Source organism: Actinomycetes bacterium (assembly GCA_035506535.1).
Taxonomy (GTDB): domain Bacteria; phylum Actinomycetota; class Actinomycetes; order DATJPE01; family DATJPE01; genus DATJPE01.
In genome coordinates this window covers 1-22,261 of sequence record DATJPE010000093.1, presented here as the reverse complement: position 1 = coordinate 22,261, position 22,261 = coordinate 1, and the positions used below count along the sequence as shown (strand labels likewise).

The following is a 22,261-nucleotide window of genomic DNA, read 5'->3' as shown; positions in this document are numbered from 1 at the left end:
CACGACGTCACTCACCGGACTCCTCCTCGAGAGGTTCTGTCTCATCGGCCCAACGCCCTCCGCTGGCCCACCAGCCGGTTGCGGCCGCGACGAAGAAGGCCACCACTCGCAGCGCGTCAGCGCAACCGTGCCATTGGAGGTTCCCATAGCGGTCGACGAGGAATCCATCGGCCACGAGGAATGCCAGGCACGCGCTGGCCGCAATGGGTCGCCAGTCGTTCGCCCACCAGGCGAAGACCCCTACCGCGAGGGCGAGCACCAGGGTCCGGGTGACCGCCTCGGCGTGGGGGACGGTCGACGCGACCAGGGCACCCGCGATCACGGCCAGGGCCCCGATGGACAGCTCGATCTCCGCGGGCATGGGTCCGCGTCGGCTCAGGCGCCGTGAGGCCTCGTTCGTGGTTGACACAACCGCTCCTCGTCGATGGCCGCCGGCTGGCGGCACGACCATTCGACTACCGGAGCCGGACCCCGCCCCTCGAATTCACGCCCCCTTCACGACCCGGGGGGTGATCCTGACGAGTTTCTAACGCCGAGCGTCCCGTCGGTGTGCTCGGAGGAGCGTCATGAGCCGGGCCTCATCCCAGGCGCTCGATCAGGTGGTCTCCGACGCGAAGCGCGTTGGCGATGGCGGTGAGGGCCGGGTTCACCGCGCCGATGCTCGGGAAGAAGCTGGTGTCGACCGCATACAGGTTGTCGAGCTCGTGCGCCTTGCAGTTGACGTCCAGGACCGAGGTGGCCGGATCCGTGCCGAACCGGGCCGTCCCCGCCTGATGCGCGCAGCCGGCCACCGGGATGTCGTTCTTCATATAGACGTCGCGCGGGACGAGATGGTCAGGATGCATGCCGAGGTGGTCGAGGCGGCTCTTCACGCGGCGGTAGAGCTGTTCCAGCGGCTCTCTGTTGTTGGGGGTGTACGCGAGGACGATGTCGCCGTCCTCGTTGAGCGTCACCCGGTTGTCCGGGAGGGGGAGGTCCTCCGCGGAGAGCCAGAAGTCCACGGCGTGCTCGGCGACGTCTTCCAGGGCGAACATCGGTGCCAGGTGCGCCTCAACCGGCTTCTCGCCCCGGTACATGGGAGCCGAGGACTTGCCCACCATCTGGATGTTCCCCATGGGCCAGTCGAACTCGTCGTCCCCGAAGTAGAAGTCGTTCACGCCCAGCGTCTTCTGGAAACGCGTGTCGTTCTTCTCCTTGGAGATGGCGAGGAACGCCCTGCTGTTGTGGAAGACGTAGTTGCGCCCGACCTGGTCGGAGCCGTTCGCCAGCCCGTGAGGGTGCTTGTCGTCGGCGCTGGCGAGAAGGATCTTCGCCGTGTTCGCAGCGCCGGCCGAGAGCACGACGATGGAAGCGCTGAACCGTTGCTCCTCCCCGTCGACGCTCGCGACGACCTCGGTGACCGTATGCCCCGAGGAGTCGGCGATCAGCCGATGGACATGGGCGTTGCGAAGCAGGGTCACATTCGGGTGGCGAAGCGCCGGGCGCACCGCGATGACGTCAGAGTCCGCCTTGGCGTGGACGAGGCACGGGAAGCCATCGCAGGTGGCACAGCGGATACAGGGGCTCATCGCCATGTCCGCCTCGTCGAGCATGATGCCCGAAGGCGAGTGGAACGGGTGCAGCCCGGCCTTGGTCATGTCGTCGAAGAGCTGCTGGATCCGCGGTTCGTGCGACACGGGCGGGAACGGGTACGGTCCGCTGGCGGGCGGCTCCGTGGGGTCGGCCCCGCGGTCCCCGTGGACCTGGTAGAGCGCCTCGGCCTGGGTGTAGTAGGGCTCGAACACGTCGTATCCGACGGGCCACGCGGGGGAGGTGCCCCCGTGGTGGACCAGCTCGCCGAAGTCCTTCTCCCGGAGCCGGTAGAGAGCCGCGCCGTAGAGCTTGGTCGACCCACCGACGTAGTAATGCACCTGCGGTTGGAAGGACCGCCCCTCCGCGTCGTACCACGTGTCCGCCGAGACGTAGCGGTTCTGGACGAAGACCGCATCCGCGTCCCAGTTCTGGATCTCACGCGGCAGCCAGTCGCCTCGTTCGAGCAGCAGGACCCTCGTGCCCGATGGGGCGAGGCGGTGCACCAGCGTCCCTCCGCCGGCCCCGGACCCGATGACGATGACGTCGTAGTGGTCGGCCATGCTCGTCCCTTTCGACAGATCAGCTCAGCTCGGCAGGATGTGCGGTCGGTCCACGTCGTCGTCGGCCCAGACGATGCGGCGTGGGTTGGACCAGGACTCGACGACAGCGGCGTGGTCCCGGTCGGCGTAGTTCCGGGCCCACGACAAGAACGCGTCCGTGCGGCTGTGCACGCCACTGAGCAGCATCGCGTGGACGCCGAGCCAGGCCCCGAAGGCGACCGGCCCGTCGATCTCGTGCCGTCGTCGGCCCATCTCGGCGACGGCGGCGTTGCGCCCGATCATCGCCATGATGCCCTTGTCCTTGTAATGGAACGGGTGTGCCTTGTGACCGACCACGACCGCCATGGCGTTGCGGGCGGCCCACGAACCGCTCTGCTGGGCCACCGAGCCCAGCTGGGGGAGGACACCGTCGGCTTCTCCGTGCCTGTCCATCGCCGGCACGTTGGCCACGTCGCCGACGGCGTACACCCCGTCGAGGCCGGGGACGGTCAGCTCGGGTGTGACATCGATCCGTCCGCCTCGGCCCAGAGGCACTCCGAGCAGCGAGGCGACCGGCGCGCCGCTCTCGCCGCCGCCCCACACCACCGTGGTCGCGGCGAGGCTGGTGCCGTCCTGCAGGACGACGTGGTCGGCATGGACCGCGGCGACCCCGTGCTCCAGTCGGATGTCGGCTCCGAGGGCCGCGAGGGAGTCGAAGGCGTAACGGTGCGCCCGGTCGGAGAAGGCCGGGAGCAGGGTGTGCCCGGCGTCGACGAGATGCACGCTGAGACGTCCCGCCGGAATCCGGCCCACGGCCTCGAGAGCGCGGACCAGCTCGCACACCGCGCCCGTGGTCTCGACCCCCGTCGGGCCGGCGCCGACGACGACCACGTCGGCGTCACCCGAGCCCTCCATGGCCCGGTCGAGGACCTCACGAAGGTGCAACCGCAGCCGCTCCGCGTCGGCGACGGAGTACAGCGGGAAGGTGTGCTCGTCCGCACCTGCGACGCCGTGGAAGGCCGGAACGCCGCCCGCGGCCAGGACGAGCACGTCCGCGGGCAGCACCCGGTCGCCGTCGACCGTCACCGACCTGGTCTCCGGGTCGATCGCGGTGACCTCACCCTGGAGGAAGGTGGCGCCGGGGAGACCGTCGACGATCTCCGACAACGGGCGCGCGATGTCCTCCGCCGGGAGCTGGGCGGTCGCCACCTGATAGAGCAACGGCTGGAACTGGTGGTAGTCGTTGCGGTCGACCAGCGTGACGTGGGCCCCAAGCTTGCTGAGCTCCTGGACGCTAGCCACCCCGGCGAGGCCACCGCCCACGACCACCGCGCTGGTCGTCACCATGATCCTCCTCGGTCCCCGGCTCAAAGTCCCGGGCTGCTGTGCATGATCCCGCCGTCGACGAAGACGGTCGTGGCGGTGAGGTAGGCGGCTTCATCACTGGCCAGGAAGGCCACCACGCCGCCGATCTCCTCCGGCTGGGCCATCCGTCCCAGCGGGATCGCCGCGTCGAGCGTGCGCATCTTCTCGGGGTCGTTCATCGTCGAGGTGTTGATGGGCGTGGCGACCGCGCCCGGCCCGAGGCCCACCACCGTGATGCCATGCGCGCCGAGCTCGACGCCGGCGGTGCGCGTGAGCATGCGCATCCCACCCTTGGACAGGCAGTACGCGGTGTTCCCCGGCATGGGCCAGTCCTCGTGCACGGAGGAGATGTTGATGATGCGGCCGCCGCCCCCCTGCTTGATCATCTGTTGAGCCGCGAGCTGGGTGCCGAAGAAGGCGCTCTTGAGATTGATCTCCATGACGCGCTCGTACTGCTCCTCGGTGGTGTCGAGGATCGACGTGCGGGTCTCGATCCCCGCGTTGTTCACCATGATGTCCACCCGGCCGAAGTTGGCCACGGTCGCAGCGATGAGCATCTGCAGGTCCGCCACCTTGCTGACATCCGCGTCGATGCCGATCGCGCGGTCGCCGAGGGCGAACACCTGCTTCTCCAGCTCCTCGGTCGCGAGCTCGTTCGCCACGTAGTCGATGGCGACGCTGGCTCCCTGCTCGGCGAGGGCGAGGACGATCGACTTGCCGATACCGCTGTTGCCGCCGGTGACGATGGCGACCTTGCCGTGCAGGCTCATACGGGCGCTCCTTGGTCGGTGGAATGGGGGACATCAACCGAGCCGGGCGGCAGCCCGATCCGGCGGCGGAACACGACGAAGGTCCATCCCTGGTAGAGCAGGACCAACGGGACGAAGACCAGCGCGACGATGGTCATGACCTGCAGCGCGTAGTGGCTGGACGCCGTGCCGGCGACGGTCAGGTCGTAGGCCGAGCTGGTGCTCGACACGAGCACGTCGGGGTAGAGGTTGGTGAACAGGGACAGGACCGTGACCCCGATCGTCACGGCTGTGGCGGCGAAGGCGGCGCCCTCGCGCCCACCTTGCGCGAACCACACGGCCAGAGCAGCGGACGCGACGGCGACGAGCAGCGGGAGCGTGCCCCACCAGAAGCCCGCCGAGGACAGGCTCAGCGTCCAGACCGCGTACCCGAGCACGAGCACCAGCGCCGGCCACGACATGACGCGGGCCACGCCGTGCGCCCGGTCACGCAGCCCGTCGAAGGTGCGCAGTGTCAGGAACGTCGCACCGTGCACGATGCAGAGAACGAGCAGGGTCACGCCCAGGAACAGTCCGTACGGGGTCAGCAGGTCCCAGAAGTTCCCCGTGAACTCCTGAGAGGAGTCGACCGGCAGGCCCGCGAGCAGGTCGCCGAGGGCCACCCCGAGCAGCAGGGGCAGCAGGGCGCTCCCCGCGACCAACGACCACGACCACCCCTCACGCCAGCGCGCGGTGTCCCGGCGTCCCCGGTACTCGAAGGACACACCGCGGGCCATGAGGGCCAGCAGGACCACCACCAGCGCGAGGTAGCCCGCCGAGAACCAGGTGGCGTACCAGCCTGGGAACGCGGCGAAGATGGCTGCTCCGCCGACGATCAACCAGACCTCGTTGCCGTCCCAGAACGGGCCGATGCTGTTGATGTAGACACGGCGCTCGAGGTCGGTCCGACCGAGGAAGCGGTGCAGCATCCCGACTCCGAAGTCGAAGCCCTCGAGGACGAAGAAGCCCGTCCACAAGACGGCGATGGCGGCGAACCAGAACAGCGGCAGGCTCATCTCGGGACTCCTAGTACGTCAGCGCCGGGACGCGCTCGGATGCCGCCGCCTCGACCGCCTCCGGCTCCTCCTCGAGGGCCAGGCCGCGGCGCGCGAAGCGCAGCATGAGGTAGACGTTGGCGATCCCGAGCACGATGTACGCGCCGTAGAAGGCCAGCAGGCTCAGCACCACCTCGGTCGTGCTCACCGACGGGGAGACGCCGTTGGCGGTCTTCATGAGGCCTTGCACGATCCAGGGCTGGCGTCCGCTCTCGGTGAGCATCCACCCGGCGGTGTTCATGATGATCGGCGTGATCGCCGCCCACGTGGCCAGCCACAGGAAGACCCTGGCGCGCGCGATCCTGCGCCGCCAGAGCAGCCACACCCCCCAGACGGCCAGCAGGAAGACGGCTGTGCCCGTGTAGGCCATGAGACGCATCGACCAGTACTGGATGAACACGTTCGGCTCGTAGTTCCCGGGGCCGTACGTCTTCTGGTACTGGGCGTTCAGCTCGTCCATCCCCTGGACCTGCCCGTCCCAGGTCCCGGTGGCCAGGAAGGACAGCAGGTGCGGGATCTGGATGATCTTGGTCGGGGTGTGGTCGTTGTTGCCGCCGCCGACCTGGAACACCGAGAAGGAGCATGGCTGGCACGTGGTCCACTGCGCCTCGGCGGCCGCGATCTTCATCGGCTGGTACTGGTCCTCGATGATCCCTAGGTGGCTGCCCACCGCGAGGGTCAGCGCGATCGCCGGGAGCAGCACCGCGAGCGAGAGCTTCGAGGTCCGGTGGAACAGCTCGACGTGCTCCTGGCGGCGCAGGTACCACGACGACGCGGCCAGCATCACCAGGGACCCGGTGACCAGAGATGCGAGGAGCACGTGGGTGTAGCCCCAGAGGAACACAGGGTTGGTGAACAACGCGCTGATCGACGACAGCTCGGGGCGGCCGTTCGCCGCGTTGGTCGTGTAGCCCACCGGGTGCTGCATCCAGGAGTTCGCGGCCATGATGAAGGCCGCCGAGAGCGCCGTGCCGAGGCTGACGAGCCAGGCTGACGCCAGGTGGACCCGGGGCGAGAGCACCCGCCACCCGAAGACCCACAGCCCCAGGAAGGTCGACTCGAGGAAGAACGCGGCGAGCCCCTCCATGGCGAGCGGCGCCCCGAAGACGTCCCCCACGAAGCGTGAGTAAGCCGACCAGTTCATGCCGAACTCGAACTCCTGGACGAGCCCGGTGACCACCCCGACCGCGACGTTGACGAGCAGCAGGGCCCCGAAGAAGCGCAGGAGCCGCCGGTACTCGGGGTTGCCGGTCCGGTACCACGCCGTGTGCAGCAGGGCGACCAAGAAGGCCATGCCGATGGTGAGTGGCACGAACAGGAAGTGGTAGATGCTCGTCGAGGCGAACTGCAGCCTCGCCAGGTCAAGTGCTGACATACCGGCTCCGTGTCTCGCCGCCGGGAGGGTTGGTCGCTCCGAGCCTAGGGGAGGGTGATCGAGCGCTGGCTCGGGTTCACCCGCTGTTCACGCGAGGCACGCTAGCGCCCGTCCGACCCACCCGTGGCCAGGGGGTCCTCAGGAACGGCTCAGGAACCCGACGCACCGTGAGCCTCGTCGCGTTCACCCGCTGGTCGCTCAACCCGGGCGCCCCCGGCGTCGACTCCTGTCCGGAGGGGACCGCGAAGCGATCGGGAGAGGACGGCAGTGAGCTCAGAGTCGGCCGTCGCCCTCCTCGAACCATCCGCCGTGCTCCCCACCGCGCACCTGCCGGCTGTTCCGCCGGTCAGGATCGGCCGGCGAGTCCGTCCGACCGTGCTCACCAGTGCCGTGGGCTTCCTGGTCGCGGCGGCAGTCCTGCTCCTGGCCCTCGTGGACCACGCCCATCTCGAGGCCGGCACGGACGCCCTGGGCGGCGGTGATCCCTTCTGGATGTCGCTCGCCGCCCTCGGCGTGGTCCTCCTGTGGTTCGCGAGCGCCGCCACGATGCTGGGCGCGATGACCCACCGCCCGCCCCTTCGGCCCCTCCTGGCCGTGCAGGTCGCGGGATCGTGCGCCAACCACCTCCTGCCCGCGGGCGCCGGCGGGCTGGCGGTGAACCTCCGCTTCCTTCGCCGCCAGGGCCTCACCCGTGAGTCCGCGGTGGGAGCCCAGGCGCTCACCCACGCGGCCAGGCTGCTCGCCCACCTCGCGCTGGTCGGGGTCGCCCTCGTCGCCGCTCCAGCGGTCGTACGACAGGCCCGCCCGGACGCTCACCGCCTCCTCGGCGGCGTTGCCGTCGCTCTCGTGCTCATCGCAGGGGTGGCCGCGATCGGCGCGCGGGCCTGGCGCAGGAGTGGTCGCGTGGCCTGGCCGGGGGATGGGCTGCTGGCCCGGGTGCGCCAGCAGCTGCCCGAGCTCATCGTCGTGCTTCGCAACCCGGCCCGGGCTCTGCAGCTGTGGGTCGGCGCCCTGCTCCTCCCGCTCGTGAGTGCGGGGATCTTCGTGGCCATGGCACGAGGTCTGTCGGTCCCGCTGCCGTCGGCCACCCTGCTCGTGGTCTTCCTCATGGCGACCACCGTCAGCGGGCTGCTGCCCTCACCCGGCGGGTTCGGCGCGCTCGACGTCACGCTCTCCGCGGCTCTCGTGGCGGCCGGAGCCCCGGCCGGGCCGGCGGTGGGCGCCGTCATGGCCTACCGGCTGGCCACGGTGTGGGTTCCTCTGATCCCCGGTGCAGTGGTGCTCGCCGTCCTCGTCCGCCGCCGCGTGATCTGACACGATCTCCGCCACGGACGCGCGCCCCCGCCGGGGGACTTTGGGCCCTGGGGCCGGTTCGCCGTCGGGTGGACAGTGGGGTGCGAGGAGTCCCGATGCCGCGAGTGCGTGACCTGCTCTACCGATTCCGCCCGGCCGGGGCTCCTGGTGCGGCCAGCGCGGCGGGTGTACCGGTCGACCGACGAGCCGACATGGCGAGCGAGCTGGCGCCGCTCTTCGGCCTGCTGACGGACACCGAGGGGGAGTGCGTCCGGATCCGAGAGCGGGCGGACGCCGATGCCGCGGAGACCCGGCGGGAGGCGGCGACCGAGGCCGGGGACATCCTGGCCACCGCGCGACGTGCGGCGGACGGCGAGCGGGCCGCGGCGGCGTCGCGTGTCGGGGTCCGGGCCGCGGCCGAGACACAGGCCGAGGCACGTGGGGCCGAGGCTCGGGCCGCGGCCGTCCGGGCCGCCGGGGAGGGCCGGCTCGACGCCGTGGTCGACGCGGTCATGGAACGGGTCCGCGACCTCCTGGGCGAGGGGGCCGCACCGACGACGGGCGCGCGGTGAGCGTCGGCTGGGTCGCCGGGAGCGTGCGCTCGCGCGCGATGACCCGTCGCCGCCTCGGCCGGGAGGGAGCTCGGGATCTGGCCGCTCTCCCATCGCTCGACGCCGCCCTGTTCACCCTTGCCGGATCGGCGTACGGCCGTGGGGTGAGTCCCGGTCAGACCCTGGCGGCCGCCCAGCGCGGGGTCGTGGACACGACGCTGTGGAACCTGCGGGTGCTCGCGGGATGGGTCCCGCGTGATGGAGTCGCCATCCTGCGGCTGCTCGTCGGCGGGCTCGAGATCGCCAACCTGGAGCGGCACCTCGCTCGCCTGGGCGAGGGCGCGACGGTTCGACCGCTCGGCGGTCCTCCGGCCCGTGAGGAGCCCTATCAGCTGGGCGGGCTCGCGACGGCGTGGCCGCGCCTGGCCACGACCAGCAGCCCCGGTGAGGTCAGGGCGGTGCTCGCGGCCTCGCCGTGGGGCGATCCGGGGGGTGAGTCGCCGCGGGAGATCGGCCTCGCCATGCGGCTCTCACTCGCCGACCGCGTGATGGCGGCCGTCCCGGCGGCGGCCGGCTGGGCCGCCGGTGCCGCCGCGCTGCTCGTGGCCCGGGAGGTGCTGCTCGCGGGGCTGGCGCTGCCGGCCGCCGCGGCCGTCTCCGCCGCCCGCGTGCTCGGGCACCGGGCCGTCGCCACCACCACGCTCGCGGACCTGACGGCTGCCCTTCCGTCTGCAACGCGGTGGGCGCTGGCCGGCGTCGGCGAGCCCACGGAGATCTGGCGCGCCGAGACCCGCTGGTGGGCGCACGTGGACCACGAGGCCGGGCTCCGAAGCCGTGCCGGCGACGCCGGACCGGAGGCGCTCGTGGCCGCGGTGGGCATGCTGGCGGCCGACGCCTGGCGGGTGCGTGCCGCGCTGGAGATCGCTGCCCGTGGCGGGGTCGAGGGGGCCGCGTACGACGTGATCGGGGCGGAGGCCTTCGATGCCGTGGCGTGAGTCGTTCCGACCGGTGGGGATGCAGCGCGTCGCGCTCCTCGCGTCACGGGAGGGTCTCCGTGACCTGCTGGTCGCCGTCGCGGACGAGGGCACGGTCGAGCTGGACGAGGTGCGCGGGGAGGGTGAGACCGGCCCGCCCACCCCGGCCGCGCTGGTACTCCAGCGGCTGCAGTCCGCCGAACGGGTCCAGCCCACCCTGACGAGGACCGCGCCGGACCTCGAGGGGTGGGAGCGCGGCGGCCGGGTCGACCTGATCGCCGGCGAGGCACAGGTCGAGCAGCGGGCGGCCGTCGCCGTGACCAGGGGGAGCGTCGCCGGGCTGACCGGATGGATGCCCTCGGACGCACTGCCCCGTCTTGCGCGGCGCGCTTCCGACCTGGGGGCCGCCGTCGTGGCGATGCCGCGGCCCCAGCGTGCCGAGCCACCGACGCTCCTGCCGAGCCGCGGGTCGGCGGGTGAGTTCGCGCCGCTCGTTGAGACGTACGCGACAGTGCCGTACGAGGACGTCAACGTCTCGGTGCTCGCCGGGCTCGCCTACGTCGTCATGTTCGGCATGATGTTCGCCGACGCCGGCCACGGCGCCCTTCTCCTCCTCGCCGCCGTCGCGGTCCGCGTCGGGTGGTGGCGCCGGCTCGCCGGGCTGCGCCGGGTGTGGCTGTTCCTGGCGGGGGCGGGGCTGGCAAGCATCGTCTTCGGCGTGCTCTATGGCGAGTTCTTCGGCCCGACGGGGGTGGTCCCGGTCGTGTGGTTGAAGCCCCTCGACCAGCCGCTGCTGCTCCTGGGGGCCGCCGTCGCCTTCGGTGCCCTGCTCCTCGCCGGCGCGTACGCCCTCGGCACGGTGAACCGCTTCCGGGAGGGCGGCTGGCGCGCCGCGGCGTACTCCTCCTCTGGCCTCGCCGGAGCCACCGTGTTCCTGGGGCTGGCGATGCTCGCCGGCGGGCTCTACCTCGGGGTCTCGTGGCTGGCCCTCACCGGTGGCCTGCTCGCGCTGGTCGGGCTCGTGCTGGCCTACGTGGGCCTGGTCGCCGAGGCTGGGGGAGGCGGTGCTGCCGCCACGTTCAGCGTCGTGGAGCTGGTCGACGTGGTGGTTCGGCTCGGCGCCAACGTGGTGAGCTTCGCACGCCTCGCCGCGTTCGGGCTGACCCATGCGGCGCTCGGTGCGGTGGTGTTCGCCGGCGCGGTGGCCGCGTGGCGGCACGGCTGGGTCGGGGCGATCGCCGCGATCGTGCTGTTCATCGGCGGCAACGCGCTGACCTTCGCCCTCGAGGGGGTCGTCGCCGGGATCCAGGCGCTGCGCCTGGAGTACTACGAGCTCTTCTCGCGCATCTTCATCCGCGAGGGCCGGCCGTTCCGGCCGTGGCACGTCCCCCTGGCAGTCTCGGAGGCGTCATGTTGACCTGGATGATCGCTCTGCCCGCGCTCGTGGCCGGCGCCGCGTTCGCGGTGTGGCTGGTCCGTCGCACCGGGCGCCGTGGGCTTCGCGCGCTGCTCGCCGCGAACGCGCTCCTGCTCCTCGCCGCGCTGGCCCTGCTCGTGTTCGCACTGACCGCCGCGCCGCCGGCGGCCGCGGTCGCCACGCATGCCGCGGCACTGACCGCGTCGAGCACGGCCGCGACCAACGGCCAGGCCCTGATCGGGGCCGCGATCGCCGTGGCGGGCTCCTCCATCGGGGCGGCGATCGCCGTCGCCTACACCGGCTCGGCGGCGCTGGCCGCGATGAGCGAGCGCCCGGAGCTGTTCGGTCGTGCGATGGTCATCGTGGGGCTGGCGGAGGGCATCGCCATCTACGGCCTGATCGTGTCGCTGATCCTGATCGGCAAGGCGTGACCAGCACCACCGCCGCGGGCGGCCATCAGCTCGTCGCCGCGATCGGCAGCCAGCCCGACGTCGTCGGCTTCGCCCTCGCCGGCGTGGTCGTGCTGCCGGCCGAGACGCCGGAGGCCGCCCAGGCCGCATGGGAGTCGCTGCCGGAGGGGGTCAGCGTGGTCGTGCTGACCGCCGACGCCGCGACGGCGATAGGTACGGCACGTACGGCCGAGGCGGCGCCGCTCTCGGTGGTGCTGCCGCCATGAAGCGCGACCAAGGCGCGGACGCGGCCCTGGACCCGCTGCGCCGATCGCTCATCGCCGCCGCGCAGGCGGCGGCGGCCGCAGTCCGCGCGGCGGCCGAGGAGGACGCCTCGACCGAGATCGCTGGGGCGCGGGTGGAGGCCGAGGCGCTCCTGGCCGAGGCGCGCGCACGGGGCGAGGCGGACGCGGCGGCGTTGCTGACGCTGGAGCGGGCTCGTGCCCGCCACGCGGCCCGCGCCGTCGTACTGCGAGCCCAGCGGGAGCTCTACGACGAGCTCGTCGACCGGGCGCGGGAGGCGGCGGGTCGGCTGCTCGCGGAGCCCGCGGCCCGCACCCGGCTCGAGGCCATCGTCCGGGACCGGCTGGGGGAGCCGGCCGTCCTGCGTCCGGGAGCAGACGGAGGCGTACTGGCGGAGGGAGCGGACGACCGCTTCCTCGACGCCTCCGTGCGGGCGCTTGTCGACACCGCGCTGGCCGGCGTCGATGTGGAGCCGTTGTGGGCGGGCTAGGCCCCGGACGGGTCGTACGCGTCAGCGGGCCGCTCGTGGAGGTCGAGGGGCTCGCCGACGTGGCCATGGCGGAGGTGGTCGCCCTGGGCGAGGCGGGTCTGCCCGGCGAGGTGGTCGCCGTGCGTGGCTCCACGGCGCAGGTGCAGGCCTACGAGTACACCGGCGGGCTCGCGGGGGAGGACCCGGTGAGCGCATCGGGCCGCCCCCTGTCCGCGCGGCTCGGCCCCGAGCTGCTCGGCGGTGTCTACGACGGGATGCTGCGCGCCCTGCCGCCCTCGCGGACCTGGCTGGTGCCAACGGCGTCCGCGGCGGACGAGCCGGCGGCGCACACGTGGTCGTGGCGGCCGGCCGTCTCCGTGGGCATGTCGGTCGCGGCGGGGGACGTCGTGGGTGTCGTCCCCGACGTACCGGGCCTGGAGTACCGCGTCCTCGTCGGGGTGTCCGGGCAGGTCGAGGAGGTCGCCGCCGAGGGGTCGTACGCCGCGGACGCCGCGGTGGCGGTCGTCGACGGGACCCCTGTCACCATCGGGACCGAGTGGCCGGTACGCCGGCCCCGCCCGGTACGGGAGCGCGTCGACGGGGCGGAGCCGCTGGTCACCGGCCAGCGCGTCATCGACGCGGTGTTCCCCCTCGCGAGGGGTGGGACCGCGGCGGTCCCCGGCGGATTCGGGACCGGCAAGACGATGCTGTTGCAGCAGATCGCGAAGTGGTGCGACGCGGACGTCATCGTCTACGTCGGCTGCGGCGAGCGCGGCAACGAGATGGCGGCGGTCCTCGAGGAGCTCGCCGGGCTCACCGACCCGAGGACCGGTCGGGCGCTCGCCGAGCGGACTGTGGTGATCGCCAACACCTCGAACATGCCACTGATGGCACGAGAGGCGAGCATCTACACCGGGGTCACCGTCGCCGAGTTCTTCCGTGACATGGGCTACCACGCTGTGGTCATCGCCGACTCCACCTCGCGATGGGCGGAGGCACTGCGCGAGTTCGCCTCCCGCTCCGGGGCGCTCCCCGCCGAGGAGGGCTACCCAGCCGGGCTGGCATCGGCGCTCGCCGCCTTCTACGAGCGCGCGGGGCGGGTGATCACCCTGGGGGGCAAGGACGCCTCCGTCACCATCATCGGCGCGGTCTCCCCTCCGGGCGGCGACACCAGCGAGCCGGTCACCGCGCACACCGAGAGCTTCGTGCGAGAGCTCTGGAGCCTCGACCGTGACCTGGCGTACGCCCGTCACTACCCCGCGGTGGGCTGGACCGGCTCGTTCGCCCGGGACGCGCAGGCGCTTGGCCTCTGGTACGCGCGCAGCGGCGATCCCGAGTGGTCGTCGCGGCGGGCGCGGGTCACGCGGCTGCTGGCGGACGCGGACCGGCTCACGGATCTCGCCGAGCTGGTGGGCGCGGCGTCGCTGCCCGGTCACGAACGCGTCGTCCTGCTGGCCGGACGACTCCTGCGCGAAGGAGTCCTGCAGCAGAGCGCGATCTCGGCCAACGACGCCTACTGCACGCCCGCGAAGACCGCCGCGCTGCTCGATGCCGTCCTCGCCACCGTCGACGCCTGCGACGCCCTCATCGACCGGGGTATCACCGCGGCGGAGATCGAGGAGCTGGACTTCACCCCGCTCCTGCGCGCCGCCCGGGACACGGCGCCGGACGGGGCGGCGGTCGTCGCCGAGCGCCGGGACGAGATGCTCGCGACCCTGGCGGGCGTGCGGTGAGCGCCCGGCTCGACGTCGAGTACGGTGGGGTTGCCGAGCTGCGCGGACCGTTGCTGGTCATCCGCGGCGTCGCCGGCGTCGGCTGGGACGAGTTCGCCACGATCCGCGCGGGCGGGTCCTCTGACAACGATCGGCACGGGCTGGTGCTCGAGGTGGACCGCGGCCTCGCCGTCGTCCAGGTGCTCGAGGGCACCGAGGGGCTGGCCGCCGGGAGCACCCGGGTCCGCTTCGCGGGCGAGCCGCTGCGGATCCCGGTCGGGTCGAGCTGGCTCGGCAGGGTGTGCAACGGGCGGGGCGAGCCCATCGACGGAGGCCCGCCGATCCTCTCGCGGGTCAGCGCCCCGGTGGCCGGGTACCCGATCAACCCCGTCCGCCGGGAGCCTCCCGCCGAGCCGGTCCTCACCGGGATCTCGGCCATCGACGCGCTCACCACCCTGGTCCGGGGGCAGAAGCTGCCGATCTTCTCCGCGGCCGGGCTGCCGCACCTGCAGCTCGCGGCCCAGGTGGCCGCGCATGCCAGCGCCGGCGACGAGCCGTTCAGCGTGGTCTTCGCCGCCATGGGGCTGACGCACGCCGACGCGAGCGCCGTACGGGCCGCTCTCGACGAACGCGCCGCGGCCGGTGAGCTGCTGCTGCTCCTCAACACCGCCGACGACCCGGTCATCGAACGAATCCTCACCCCACGGGTGGCGCTCACCGTCGCCGAGCACCTCGCGTTCGAGCTCGACCGGCACGTGCTGGTGGTGCTGGCCGACATGACCAGCTATGCCGAAGCGCTGCGCGAGGTCTCCTCGGCACGTGGCGAGATGCCCGGCCGGAGGGCGTACCCCGGCTATCTGTACAGCGACCTGGCCTCGCTGTACGAGCGCTGCGGACGCATCCGCGGCAAGCCCGGGTCGGTGACCGTGCTGCCTGTGGTCACGATGCCCTCCGGCGACATCACCCACCCGGTGCCGGACCTGACGGGTTACATCACGGAGGGCCAGGTCGTCCTCTCGCGCGAGGTCCACGCCCGCGGCATCTACCCGCCGGTCGACCCGCTGTCGTCGCTCTCCCGGCTCATGCGCAGCGGCGCCGGACCCGGACGTACCCGCGAGGACCATCTCGAGCTGGCCGACCAGCTGCTCGCCGCGCTGGCGCGCGCCCGAGGCGTCCGCGAGCTCGCGGAGATCGTCGGTGAGGCGGCGCTCAACGCGACCGATCAGCTCTACCTGCGCTTCGCCGAGGAGTTCGAGCGGCGCCTGGTCGACCAGCGACCGGGAGAGTCGCGGACCATGTCCGAAACCCTCGACCGGGGCTGGGCCGCCGCCGCGGTGCTCCCGGCTCGCGAGCTGACCATGGTCTCGGCCCGGTTCGTGCAGACCTACGTCACGGCGCGAGGGGACGGCTGAGGGATGCCCAAGCCCGCACGCATCCCTGCCGGCCGTTCCGGGCGGCTGTGGCTGCGGCGACGCCTGGCCACGGCCACGGCGGGCCGCGACCAGCTCGACCGCAAGCTGCGCATCCTGGTCCCGGAACGGCAGCGCCTGCTGACCCAGGCGCAGCGGCGGCACGAGGCGTGGCAGGCGGCCTGCCAGCAGGCCAGGACCTGGCTTCTGCGAGCCGTCGTGATCGGCGGGGAGGACGCCGTCGCCTCGGCGGTTCCGGTGGCCCTGGCGAGGGTGGAGCTGACCTGGACCACGGCGATGGGGCTGCGCTACCCCGTTGACGCGGCGCTCGTCGCGCCGGAGCCAGCCTCGCTGGTGCCTGGCAACTCCGCCGTGCTGGCGACGGCCGCGGCCTACCACGACGCGGTCGTGGCCGGCGCCCGCACCGCTGCCGCTGACGAGGCTCTGCGACGCATCGACGCCGAGATCGCGGTCACCCGACGTCGGCTGCGCGCCTTGGAGAAGCGGTGGGTGCCCTGGCTGGAGGAATCGCTGGCCGCGCTCGAGCTGGCGCTGGAACAGGCGGAACAAGACGACGGTACGCGGCTACGCCGAGCGGTCGCTGCCCGTCCGGAGCGGAGGTCGCCGTGATCGAACGTGTCCTGCTCGCCGTGGATGACTCCTCACCGTCCCTGGCGGCCGCGCGGCTTGCCGTGGGAATGGCTCGTTCCTGGCGGCTGCAGCTGCGCGCGGTCAGCGTCAGCTCGAACCATGCCCTCGACGCGGCTCTGGCCGGCGCCGGCGGCCAGGCCGACGCGGCCGGTGCTCGCCGGGCCATGTCGACCGGTGCCGTGCTGGCACGAGTCACCTCACTGGCCCACGAGTCGGGCGTCAACGTGGAGACCGAGATGCTCGCGGGCGACGTGGGCCCGGCGATCCTGGCCGCCGCCCGCGACTGGAACGCCGACCTCATCGTCATGGGCAAGTCCGCACGACCCGCGCGGGGCGAGCCGTACGTCGGCAGCCAGACCCGCCACGTGCTCGAGTTCGCCGATCAGCCGGTCCTCGTGGTCCCGCCCCAAGGACCCCGCTGACCTGTCATCCCGGTAGGTGTCGGAAGATCGGCTGCGGGAGCCGAGTGAGGACCGCCATGACCCCGCGCAGCACTGGAGGGGCGTAGACCACAGTGCGGTGGTTGTCCATGCCGTCGAGGACGACGGCGGCCACTGCCTCGGTGGTCGTGGCGAACGGGGCAGGCTCGCGTCCGCGCGTCATCCGGGTGTGGACGAAGCCCGGCCGGACGACGAGGACGCGTGCCCCGCTGCCGCGCAGGGCCTCGGTCAGCCCCCGAGAGAACGCATCCAGCCCCGCTTTGCTGGACCCGTACACGTAGTTCGAGCGCCGCGGCCGCATCCCTGCCACGGAGGACAGGACGACCAGGACTCCATGGCCCTGCTCACGAAGCCGGCGAGCCGCCGCAAGTCCGAGGGTCACGGGTGCCGCGTAGTTCGACACCGCCAGCGCGTACGTCGACGAGGGTTCCCGCTCGAGGAGGTCCTGGTCGCCGAGAGCCCCCACCGCGAGCAGCACGACGTCGACGTCCCCGGCGTCGAAGGCGCGGTCGACGACCGGGACCAGCGTGGTCGGGTCGGCGGCGTCCAACCTCGCGACTGCGACGTCCGAGGTGATGCCGATCGAGGACCGCAGCCGTTCCGCGGCGCAGGCGAGCGCCTGCTCGTCCCGCCCGGCGAGCACCGCACGGCGCAGCCGGCCACGGTCGACCAGTGCGCGGACCACCGCGTCGGCGATGTCGGACGTGCCTCCCAGCACGAGCACCGACTGGGGACGTCCCAGAGCGTCGATCACAGACCGAGCCTCCTCGCCTGATCGGAACGGAATCGACCTAGCGGGTCGACCCGGTCTCGGACCGCGCGCCACTCATCGAGCCGGGGATACATGGCGGACAGGTGCCGCGGGTCCAGCCGGGAGTCCTTCGCCAGGTAGACCGCCCCGCCCGCGCCGACCACCCATTCGTCGAAGCGGTCGAGCATGGGGCCGAGCCCGGGCACACCGGTCGGGATGTCCAGGGTGAGCGTCCACCCGGGTCGGGGGAACGACAGCGGGGCTGGATCGGCTGCGCCCAGCCGCTTGAGCACGGCGAGGAAGGACGGGACGTTCGCGTCACTGAGGCCGATGACGATGTCTCGCAGCACCGACTCGGGGACTACGCACTGGTACTGCAGCATCCCCTCGCGGCCGTAGATCCGGTTCCAGCCCCGCACCCCGTCGAGAGGGTGGAAGAAGGCGCCGGTCGTCTGGACCTCGTCGACCCCGTGCATGCCGGCTCGGCGGTACCACGCCTCGTTGAACGCTGCGACGGTCACCCGGTTGAGCAGATGAGAGGGTGCCCATGCGGGGGCCGGGAGGGTGCGGGGACTTCGGTGCGCCAAGGGGTCACGACGGTCCCGACGACCGAGCGCCTCCACTGGCGCGTGGTCTCCGCGGGTCACCACCCCCCGTCCGGTCGACCCTCCTCGGGCCAGACAGTCGATCCACGCGACGCAGTAGCGAGACGACCGGTCACCTGCGGCGAGCCTGGCCATCAGCTCGTCGAGATCCCTCGCGCGCTCGGTGGTGACCGACATCCTCGACGTCTCAACGCGCAGCAGCCGCAGCGTGACGTCGACGATGACACCCGTCAGACCCATCCCGCCCACGGTGGCCCAGAACAGGTCGGGATCTCGGTCCGGACCCACAGTGCGCAGGAAGCCGTCCGCGGTGAGCAGGTCGAGGCTCGCCACGTGGTGGCCGATGCCGCCGTCCCTGTGATGGTTCTTGCCGTGAACGTCGGCTGCGATCGCACCGCCGAGGGTCACCTGCCTCGTGCCCGGAGTGACCGGCACGAACCAGCCCTGGGGGAGCAGGAAGGAGATGAGGGAGTCGAACGAGACACCCGCCGCGCAGCGCACGGTGGCCGCACCGGGGTCAACCCCCTCGATGGTGTCGAGCCCGGTGAGGTCGAGAACCACGCCTCCGCCGTTCTGTGCGGAGTCGCCGTACGAGCGTCCGAGCCCTCGAGCGATGACACCTCGGGGGGAGTCGCAGAGGGCGGCGGCGACGCCGTGACGCGACGTGGGTCGGACGACCGTCGCCGCGGTGGGGGCGGTACGCCCCCATCCGGTGAGCACGGTCATAGGTGGTAGGCCCCCAGCGTGAAGACGACGAGCCACACGAGGGCCAGCACCTGCAAGGTCCGGTCCTGCAGCGCGAGGGTCTCCGGCTCGCCCGCGTCACCCCGTTCGACATGCTGTGCGTACCGAAGGAGTGCCAGCACGAACGGCGCGACCGAGATCGGTTCCCAGTCGATGCGACCGGCGTGCGGGGCCAACCCGAAGCCCCAGAGGCAGTACGCCGTGATCGTGATGGCGGCGGCGAGCTGCCAGACGAAGCGCAGATAGTCGGCCGAGTAGTCACCCAGTGCTCGCCGCGCGGACGTCGGGTCGTGATCGTCCCTGACCAGTTCGGAGGCCCTCTTGCCGGCGACGAGGAACAAGGACCCGAACGCCGCGACGATGAGGAACCATCGCGACGGCGCCACACCGGTGGCCATCCCCCCGGCGAGCGCTCGTAGCACGAACCCGCTCGCGACGATGGCGATGTCGAGGACGGCCTCGTGCTTCAGCCACAACGAGTACGCGACAGTGGTGGCGAGGTAGACCGCGATCACGAGCACGAGGCCAGGACGGTCGACCATGGCCGCGAGGGCCAGCGCGCCGAGCCCCAAGAGCCCGGCGACGACGACGGCGACGCCGGCACCGAGCTCTCTCGCTGCGATGGGGCGAAGCCTCTTGACCGGATGCAGTCGGTCCGCGGCGACATCCCGGACGTCGTTGACGAGGTACCCGGCACTGGACGCCAGGCACATCGCGACGATCGCGACGGCGGTCAGCCACAACGTCCTGGGCAGCAGCAGGGTTGCCGCCGCGAGCGGCGCAGCCACGACGATCGAGTTCTTCAGCCACTGACGGGGCCGCAGCGCGACGAGGAGCGCCACGACCGGCCCTCGTCTCTTCTCGGAGACCTCACCCGCGGCGGCCTCGCTGCCGGTGACGGCCACGGTCATTGGTCGCGCCTCATGTCCTCGTCGGGGTGCTGGTCGTGCGGGCCGGTTGGTGGCGCCGACTCCACCCACTATGGACCCGCCTCGACACAGCAACCGCTAAGGATCACGGCGCAAGGTCATCGATGTCGGACGGAAGCGCCGCCGAAGGATCGCGAGCCCTCCGTGGGTGGTGTTCGTCTCGAAGAGGAGAGCGATGCAGTCGGCCGAGCGAGAGACCCCGCTCCTCGACGAGGAAGTCCCCACGGAACAGCGTCGACCTCGGCGCCGGCTGCGTCGGAACCTGCGGCTGGTCCGGACGCTGTTGCTGATCGCAGTCATCGTGATCGGCTGGTCGGTCGCCCATGCCCTGCTCGCTCCGGGGACCGACAGCGCGTCGGTTCGTCTCGCCGAGTGGGCGCGCAACCACTCCTTGGGCTTCGCGGTCACCGGCCTCGAAGAGGCGCAGTACAAGATGCATCCGCCCAAGGTGGGCGGAACGCCTGACCTCTCCCTTCTCCAGGGATCGGAGATCACCTCTCCGCCCTCGGGCTCGCCGGTGAGCCGCTCGAGCGCCACCGGTCGCTCTCGAGCGACGAGCGTTGCATCAGTGTCGATCCAGGCGACCCTCGCCTCGATCGCGACGCCGGCGCTGAAGGGTGAGGGGGTCTACCGCGCGGCGGCGTACGCCCACGGGCAGCCGATCGTGCAGGTCGCCTACCTACGACCCGACTCGCAGCACACTTCCTACCTCGCCGGCGTGATGTGGATGGACGGGGCGCAGGTCCGTTTCGTCCAGCACCCCGGCTATGCCGACCCCGGGAACCTCAACCTCTGGAAGCAGCCGGACACCATTCCGCCCTCGGCGCGCAAGGGCCTTGTCGCCACGTTCAACAGCGGGTTCAAGCTCAAGGATGCCCGCGGGGGCTACTACGCCGATGGCCACACCATGGGGAAGCTCACGCCCGGCGCCGCGTCCTTGGTCATCTACCGCGACGGTCATGCAGCCATCGGTGCCTGGGGGAGCGAGGTGTCGATGAACAGCTCGGTCGTCTCGGTCCGCCAGAACCTGAGGCTGCTCATCGACAACGGCAAGGTCGCTGGCAACGTCGCCAAGGACGTTCAATCGAACTGGGGCGCGACGCTCAAGGGTTCGTACTACGTCTGGCGCTCCGGTTTGGGGGTGACGTCGGCCGGCGACTTCGTCTTCGTCGCCGGCAACGCCCTGTCGGTGCAGTCACTGGCGAACCTGCTCCAGCATGCCGGCGCCGTCCGCGCGATGCAGCTCGACATCAACCCCGCATGGATCTCGGGAATGTGGTACACCCCGGGACCCGGCGGGGCCACGCCGCACAAGCTGGTGGACTTCAAACGTCCGGTGAACCGGTACTTCACTGACACCAGCCGGGACTTCATCGCGGTCTACGGGCGCTGACGTCGCCGCACGATCGCCCTGCCCTGGCGCGTACCGGGCGCGCAGTGCAGGCTGGGGGCATGTCGGATGACGACGTGCGCTCGGTTGTCGTACGTCGTCTCGAGCACGCCCACCACGAGGCGATCAACGTGCGCGGCGGGCGCCTGAGGTTCGGCACGGGGGACACCCAGGACTTCAGCCCGACCGAGCTCCTGCTGGTCGCGATCGCCGGCTGCACCGGCCTCGACGTGGACTTCATCACCACCCGCCGGGCAGAGCCGGAGCACTTCGAGCTTGCCATGTCGGGGCGCAAGGTGCGTGACGAAGGCGGCAACCATCTCGTCGACCTCACGGTCACCTTCGACGTTCGCTTCCCCGCAGGGCCTGACGGGGATGCCGCGCGTGATGCGCTCCCGATCGCCATCGAGCGCTCGCACGAGCGACTCTGCACGGTCTCGCGGACCGTGGAGCTCGGCACACCCATCGAGACGAGGCAGGCAGCGACATGACCGAATCGGCTTTCGACGCCTTCACGACCGACGACGGCGTCGAGATCGCCTTTCAGCACTGGAAGGGCGACGACGACCTCCCGACGCTGGTGCTGCACCACGGCTTCACCGGCGACACCACGCGCGACTGGGTGGACACGGGTGTCGTGGGGATCCTGCACGGGGCGGGTCGCACGGTGGTCGCGCCAGACGCGAGGGGCCACGGGCACTCGGGCAAGCCTCATCGGGAGGACGCGTACGGCGAGCCGCGCATGGCCCGAGACCTGTCCGGGCTCATCGACGCCACGGGCGTGCCGGAGATCGACCTCGTCGGCTTCTCGATGGGCGCGGTCGTCTCGCTGATCGCGGCAACGCAGGAGAAGCGGATCCGCCGACTGGTCACCGTCGGCGTCGGGGCGGCCGTCGTGGAACGAGGCGGGGTCGACTCCGCGTCACTGAGGCGCGACGTCCTCGCCGACGCGCTCATCGCCGAGGACCCAGGTCCGCTCGACCCCCGTGCGCAGGCCTTCCTCGACGGCCTCGAGGGACGCGATGTCGACCGAGTCGCCCTCTCCCTCGTCGCGAGATCAGCGCACATGAGCCACATCCCGCTCGACCGGATCAGCGCGCCCACCCTGGTCATCGCAGGCGACACCGACCCGTTCGCGCAGCGACCGGAGGTGCTGTCGGCGGCGATCCCGGGAGCCCGGCTCCTCGTCGTCTCCGGAGACCACGGCGGGTCTGTCACGAACCGGCAATTCACCGCCAACGTCCTCGAGTTCCTCGGGTCCTAGCGTCTGGATCCGGTGGTCAGTCCATAGCTGGGCGGCTGGCGGGTAGTCATCGTTCTCCATCGCCTCGGCGAACTCTCGGACCAGCGCCACCCTCTTGCGCACGTGCGCGGCTTCCACCCGGGCTGTGGAGAACTGTTGTGGTGGAACGGGATTGTCGGTGGGTCGGTTTAGCGTGGAGGGGTGCCGGGTTCGGGGGATTCTTCAGTGCAGCCGTTGCCGTCGTCGCCGTTCGGGGGCGGGTCGGGGGAGCTGGTCGCGCACGCGGCGCGGGTGGCC

Annotated in this window: 23 protein-coding genes; 14 read left to right on the top strand and 9 right to left on the bottom strand. The window is 71.7% G+C overall.

Annotated elements, in window-relative coordinates:
- Window positions 1-7: 7 nt before the first annotated feature.
- The 6 genes from VMI11_14510 to VMI11_14485 form a co-directional block, all read right to left on the bottom strand.
- Window positions 8-361: a hypothetical protein gene (locus VMI11_14510; GenBank protein ID HTY73609.1), complete on the bottom strand. Its 354-nt coding sequence runs from the start codon at window positions 359-361 to the stop codon at window positions 8-10.
- A gap of 217 nt (window positions 362-578) precedes the next feature.
- Window positions 579-2,132, bottom strand: coding sequence for a GMC family oxidoreductase (locus VMI11_14505; protein HTY73608.1), 1,554 nt, complete (start codon window positions 2,130-2,132; stop codon window positions 579-581).
- Between the two features lie 24 nt (window positions 2,133-2,156).
- Window positions 2,157-3,458, bottom strand: coding sequence for an NAD(P)/FAD-dependent oxidoreductase (locus VMI11_14500; protein HTY73607.1), 1,302 nt, complete (start codon window positions 3,456-3,458; stop codon window positions 2,157-2,159).
- 20 nt (window positions 3,459-3,478) lie between these two features.
- Window positions 3,479-4,246: a glucose 1-dehydrogenase gene (locus VMI11_14495; GenBank protein ID HTY73606.1), complete on the bottom strand. Its 768-nt coding sequence runs from the start codon at window positions 4,244-4,246 to the stop codon at window positions 3,479-3,481.
- On the bottom strand, window positions 4,243-5,280 hold the full coding sequence (gene cydB, locus VMI11_14490; GenBank protein ID HTY73605.1) for a cytochrome d ubiquinol oxidase subunit II: 1,038 nt from the start codon (window positions 5,278-5,280) through the stop codon (window positions 4,243-4,245). Before cydB ends, VMI11_14495 begins: the two co-directional genes overlap by 4 nt.
- A 10-nt stretch (window positions 5,281-5,290) precedes the next feature.
- Window positions 5,291-6,694 carry a cytochrome ubiquinol oxidase subunit I gene (locus tag VMI11_14485; GenBank protein HTY73604.1) on the bottom strand — a complete coding sequence of 468 codons (1,404 nt, stop codon included), beginning with the start codon at window positions 6,692-6,694 and terminating at the stop codon, window positions 5,291-5,293.
- 267 nt (window positions 6,695-6,961) lie between these two features.
- Here VMI11_14485 and VMI11_14480 point away from each other — a divergent pair, with 267 nt between their 5' ends.
- From VMI11_14480 to VMI11_14430, 11 genes are all read left to right on the top strand, one after another.
- Window positions 6,962-8,008, top strand: a complete 1,047-nt coding sequence (locus VMI11_14480) for a lysylphosphatidylglycerol synthase transmembrane domain-containing protein (protein HTY73603.1) — start codon at window positions 6,962-6,964, stop codon at window positions 8,006-8,008.
- A 95-nt stretch (window positions 8,009-8,103) separates the two neighbouring features.
- A complete protein-coding gene (locus VMI11_14475) occupies window positions 8,104-8,559 on the top strand; it encodes a hypothetical protein (GenBank protein ID HTY73602.1) in 456 nt (151 codons plus the stop codon).
- Window positions 8,556-9,533 carry a hypothetical protein gene (locus VMI11_14470; GenBank protein HTY73601.1) on the top strand — a complete coding sequence of 326 codons (978 nt, stop codon included), beginning with the start codon at window positions 8,556-8,558 and terminating at the stop codon, window positions 9,531-9,533. The genes VMI11_14475 and VMI11_14470 overlap by 4 nt, the downstream gene beginning before the upstream one ends.
- Window positions 9,520-10,929: a V-type ATPase 116kDa subunit family protein gene (locus tag VMI11_14465; protein ID HTY73600.1), complete on the top strand. Its 1,410-nt coding sequence runs from the start codon at window positions 9,520-9,522 to the stop codon at window positions 10,927-10,929. The genes VMI11_14470 and VMI11_14465 overlap by 14 nt, the downstream gene beginning before the upstream one ends.
- Window positions 10,930-10,934: 5 nt before the next feature.
- Window positions 10,935-11,360, top strand: coding sequence for an ATP synthase subunit C (locus tag VMI11_14460; protein ID HTY73599.1), 426 nt, complete (start codon window positions 10,935-10,937; stop codon window positions 11,358-11,360).
- Window positions 11,357-11,605, top strand: a complete 249-nt coding sequence (locus tag VMI11_14455) for a V-type ATP synthase subunit F (protein HTY73598.1) — start codon at window positions 11,357-11,359, stop codon at window positions 11,603-11,605. The genes VMI11_14460 and VMI11_14455 overlap by 4 nt, the downstream gene beginning before the upstream one ends.
- The gene (locus VMI11_14450) at window positions 11,602-12,111 is read left to right on the top strand and encodes a hypothetical protein (protein HTY73597.1); all 510 of its coding nucleotides are present in this window, start codon (window positions 11,602-11,604) and stop codon (window positions 12,109-12,111) included. Before VMI11_14455 ends, VMI11_14450 begins: the two co-directional genes overlap by 4 nt.
- Window positions 12,099-13,823, top strand: coding sequence for a V-type ATP synthase subunit A (locus VMI11_14445; protein ID HTY73596.1), 1,725 nt, complete (start codon window positions 12,099-12,101; stop codon window positions 13,821-13,823). Before VMI11_14450 ends, VMI11_14445 begins: the two co-directional genes overlap by 13 nt.
- Window positions 13,820-15,214 carry a V-type ATP synthase subunit B gene (locus VMI11_14440; GenBank protein HTY73595.1) on the top strand — a complete coding sequence of 465 codons (1,395 nt, stop codon included), beginning with the start codon at window positions 13,820-13,822 and terminating at the stop codon, window positions 15,212-15,214. Before VMI11_14445 ends, VMI11_14440 begins: the two co-directional genes overlap by 4 nt.
- Window positions 15,215-15,217: 3 nt before the next feature.
- Complete coding sequence (locus VMI11_14435; GenBank protein HTY73594.1) at window positions 15,218-15,841, top strand: V-type ATP synthase subunit D; 624 nt, start codon at window positions 15,218-15,220, stop codon at window positions 15,839-15,841.
- The gene (locus VMI11_14430) at window positions 15,838-16,284 is read left to right on the top strand and encodes a universal stress protein (protein ID HTY73593.1); all 447 of its coding nucleotides are present in this window, start codon (window positions 15,838-15,840) and stop codon (window positions 16,282-16,284) included. The genes VMI11_14435 and VMI11_14430 overlap by 4 nt, the downstream gene beginning before the upstream one ends.
- 4 nt (window positions 16,285-16,288) lie before the next feature.
- Here the strand turns inward: VMI11_14430 and VMI11_14425 are convergent, their stop codons facing one another.
- From VMI11_14425 to VMI11_14415, 3 genes are read right to left on the bottom strand one after another with little or no spacing between them, the layout of a single operon-like run.
- Complete coding sequence (locus VMI11_14425; protein HTY73592.1) at window positions 16,289-17,056, bottom strand: SDR family NAD(P)-dependent oxidoreductase; 768 nt, start codon at window positions 17,054-17,056, stop codon at window positions 16,289-16,291.
- A complete protein-coding gene (locus VMI11_14420; GenBank protein ID HTY73591.1) occupies window positions 17,053-18,384 on the bottom strand; it encodes an FAD-binding oxidoreductase in 1,332 nt (443 codons plus the stop codon). The genes VMI11_14425 and VMI11_14420 overlap by 4 nt, the downstream gene beginning before the upstream one ends.
- Window positions 18,381-19,313, bottom strand: coding sequence for a decaprenyl-phosphate phosphoribosyltransferase (locus tag VMI11_14415; GenBank protein ID HTY73590.1), 933 nt, complete (start codon window positions 19,311-19,313; stop codon window positions 18,381-18,383). The genes VMI11_14420 and VMI11_14415 overlap by 4 nt, the downstream gene beginning before the upstream one ends.
- 193 nt (window positions 19,314-19,506) lie before the next feature.
- Here VMI11_14415 and VMI11_14410 point away from each other — a divergent pair, with 193 nt between their 5' ends.
- From VMI11_14410 to VMI11_14400, 3 genes are read left to right on the top strand one after another with little or no spacing between them, the layout of a single operon-like run.
- On the top strand, window positions 19,507-20,724 hold the full coding sequence (locus VMI11_14410) for a phosphodiester glycosidase family protein (GenBank protein ID HTY73589.1): 1,218 nt from the start codon (window positions 19,507-19,509) through the stop codon (window positions 20,722-20,724).
- 59 nt (window positions 20,725-20,783) lie between these two features.
- Window positions 20,784-21,212: an OsmC family protein gene (locus tag VMI11_14405; GenBank protein ID HTY73588.1), complete on the top strand. Its 429-nt coding sequence runs from the start codon at window positions 20,784-20,786 to the stop codon at window positions 21,210-21,212.
- Window positions 21,209-21,985: an alpha/beta fold hydrolase gene (locus tag VMI11_14400; GenBank protein HTY73587.1), complete on the top strand. Its 777-nt coding sequence runs from the start codon at window positions 21,209-21,211 to the stop codon at window positions 21,983-21,985. Before VMI11_14405 ends, VMI11_14400 begins: the two co-directional genes overlap by 4 nt.
- Window positions 21,986-22,261 lie beyond the last annotated feature (276 nt).

What these genes read in the sequence shown, in the direction of transcription:
- VMI11_14400 (HTY73587.1), top strand. Translation starts at nt 21,209, where the DNA reads ATGACCGAATCGGCTTTCGACGCCTTCACGACCGACGACGGCGTCGAG.
- VMI11_14460 (HTY73599.1), top strand. Translation starts at nt 10,935, where the DNA reads ATGATCGCTCTGCCCGCGCTCGTGGCCGGCGCCGCGTTCGCGGTGTGG.
- VMI11_14465 (HTY73600.1), top strand. Translation starts at nt 9,520, where the DNA reads ATGCCGTGGCGTGAGTCGTTCCGACCGGTGGGGATGCAGCGCGTCGCG.
- VMI11_14505 (HTY73608.1), bottom strand. Translation starts at nt 2,132, where the DNA reads ATGGCCGACCACTACGACGTCATCGTCATCGGGTCCGGGGCCGGCGGA.
- VMI11_14510 (HTY73609.1), bottom strand. Translation starts at nt 361, where the DNA reads ATGCCCGCGGAGATCGAGCTGTCCATCGGGGCCCTGGCCGTGATCGCG.
- VMI11_14420 (HTY73591.1), bottom strand. Translation starts at nt 18,384, where the DNA reads ATGACCGTGCTCACCGGATGGGGGCGTACCGCCCCCACCGCGGCGACG.
- VMI11_14475 (HTY73602.1), top strand. Translation starts at nt 8,104, where the DNA reads ATGCCGCGAGTGCGTGACCTGCTCTACCGATTCCGCCCGGCCGGGGCT.
- VMI11_14415 (HTY73590.1), bottom strand. Translation starts at nt 19,313, where the DNA reads ATGACCGTGGCCGTCACCGGCAGCGAGGCCGCCGCGGGTGAGGTCTCC.
- VMI11_14495 (HTY73606.1), bottom strand. Translation starts at nt 4,246, where the DNA reads ATGAGCCTGCACGGCAAGGTCGCCATCGTCACCGGCGGCAACAGCGGT.
- cydB (HTY73605.1), bottom strand. Translation starts at nt 5,280, where the DNA reads ATGAGCCTGCCGCTGTTCTGGTTCGCCGCCATCGCCGTCTTGTGGACG.
- VMI11_14485 (HTY73604.1), bottom strand. Translation starts at nt 6,694, where the DNA reads ATGTCAGCACTTGACCTGGCGAGGCTGCAGTTCGCCTCGACGAGCATC.
- VMI11_14405 (HTY73588.1), top strand. Translation starts at nt 20,784, where the DNA reads ATGTCGGATGACGACGTGCGCTCGGTTGTCGTACGTCGTCTCGAGCAC.
- VMI11_14435 (HTY73594.1), top strand. Translation starts at nt 15,218, where the DNA reads ATGCCCAAGCCCGCACGCATCCCTGCCGGCCGTTCCGGGCGGCTGTGG.
- VMI11_14410 (HTY73589.1), top strand. Translation starts at nt 19,507, where the DNA reads ATGCAGTCGGCCGAGCGAGAGACCCCGCTCCTCGACGAGGAAGTCCCC.
- VMI11_14500 (HTY73607.1), bottom strand. Translation starts at nt 3,458, where the DNA reads ATGGTGACGACCAGCGCGGTGGTCGTGGGCGGTGGCCTCGCCGGGGTG.
- VMI11_14450 (HTY73597.1), top strand. Translation starts at nt 11,602, where the DNA reads ATGAAGCGCGACCAAGGCGCGGACGCGGCCCTGGACCCGCTGCGCCGA.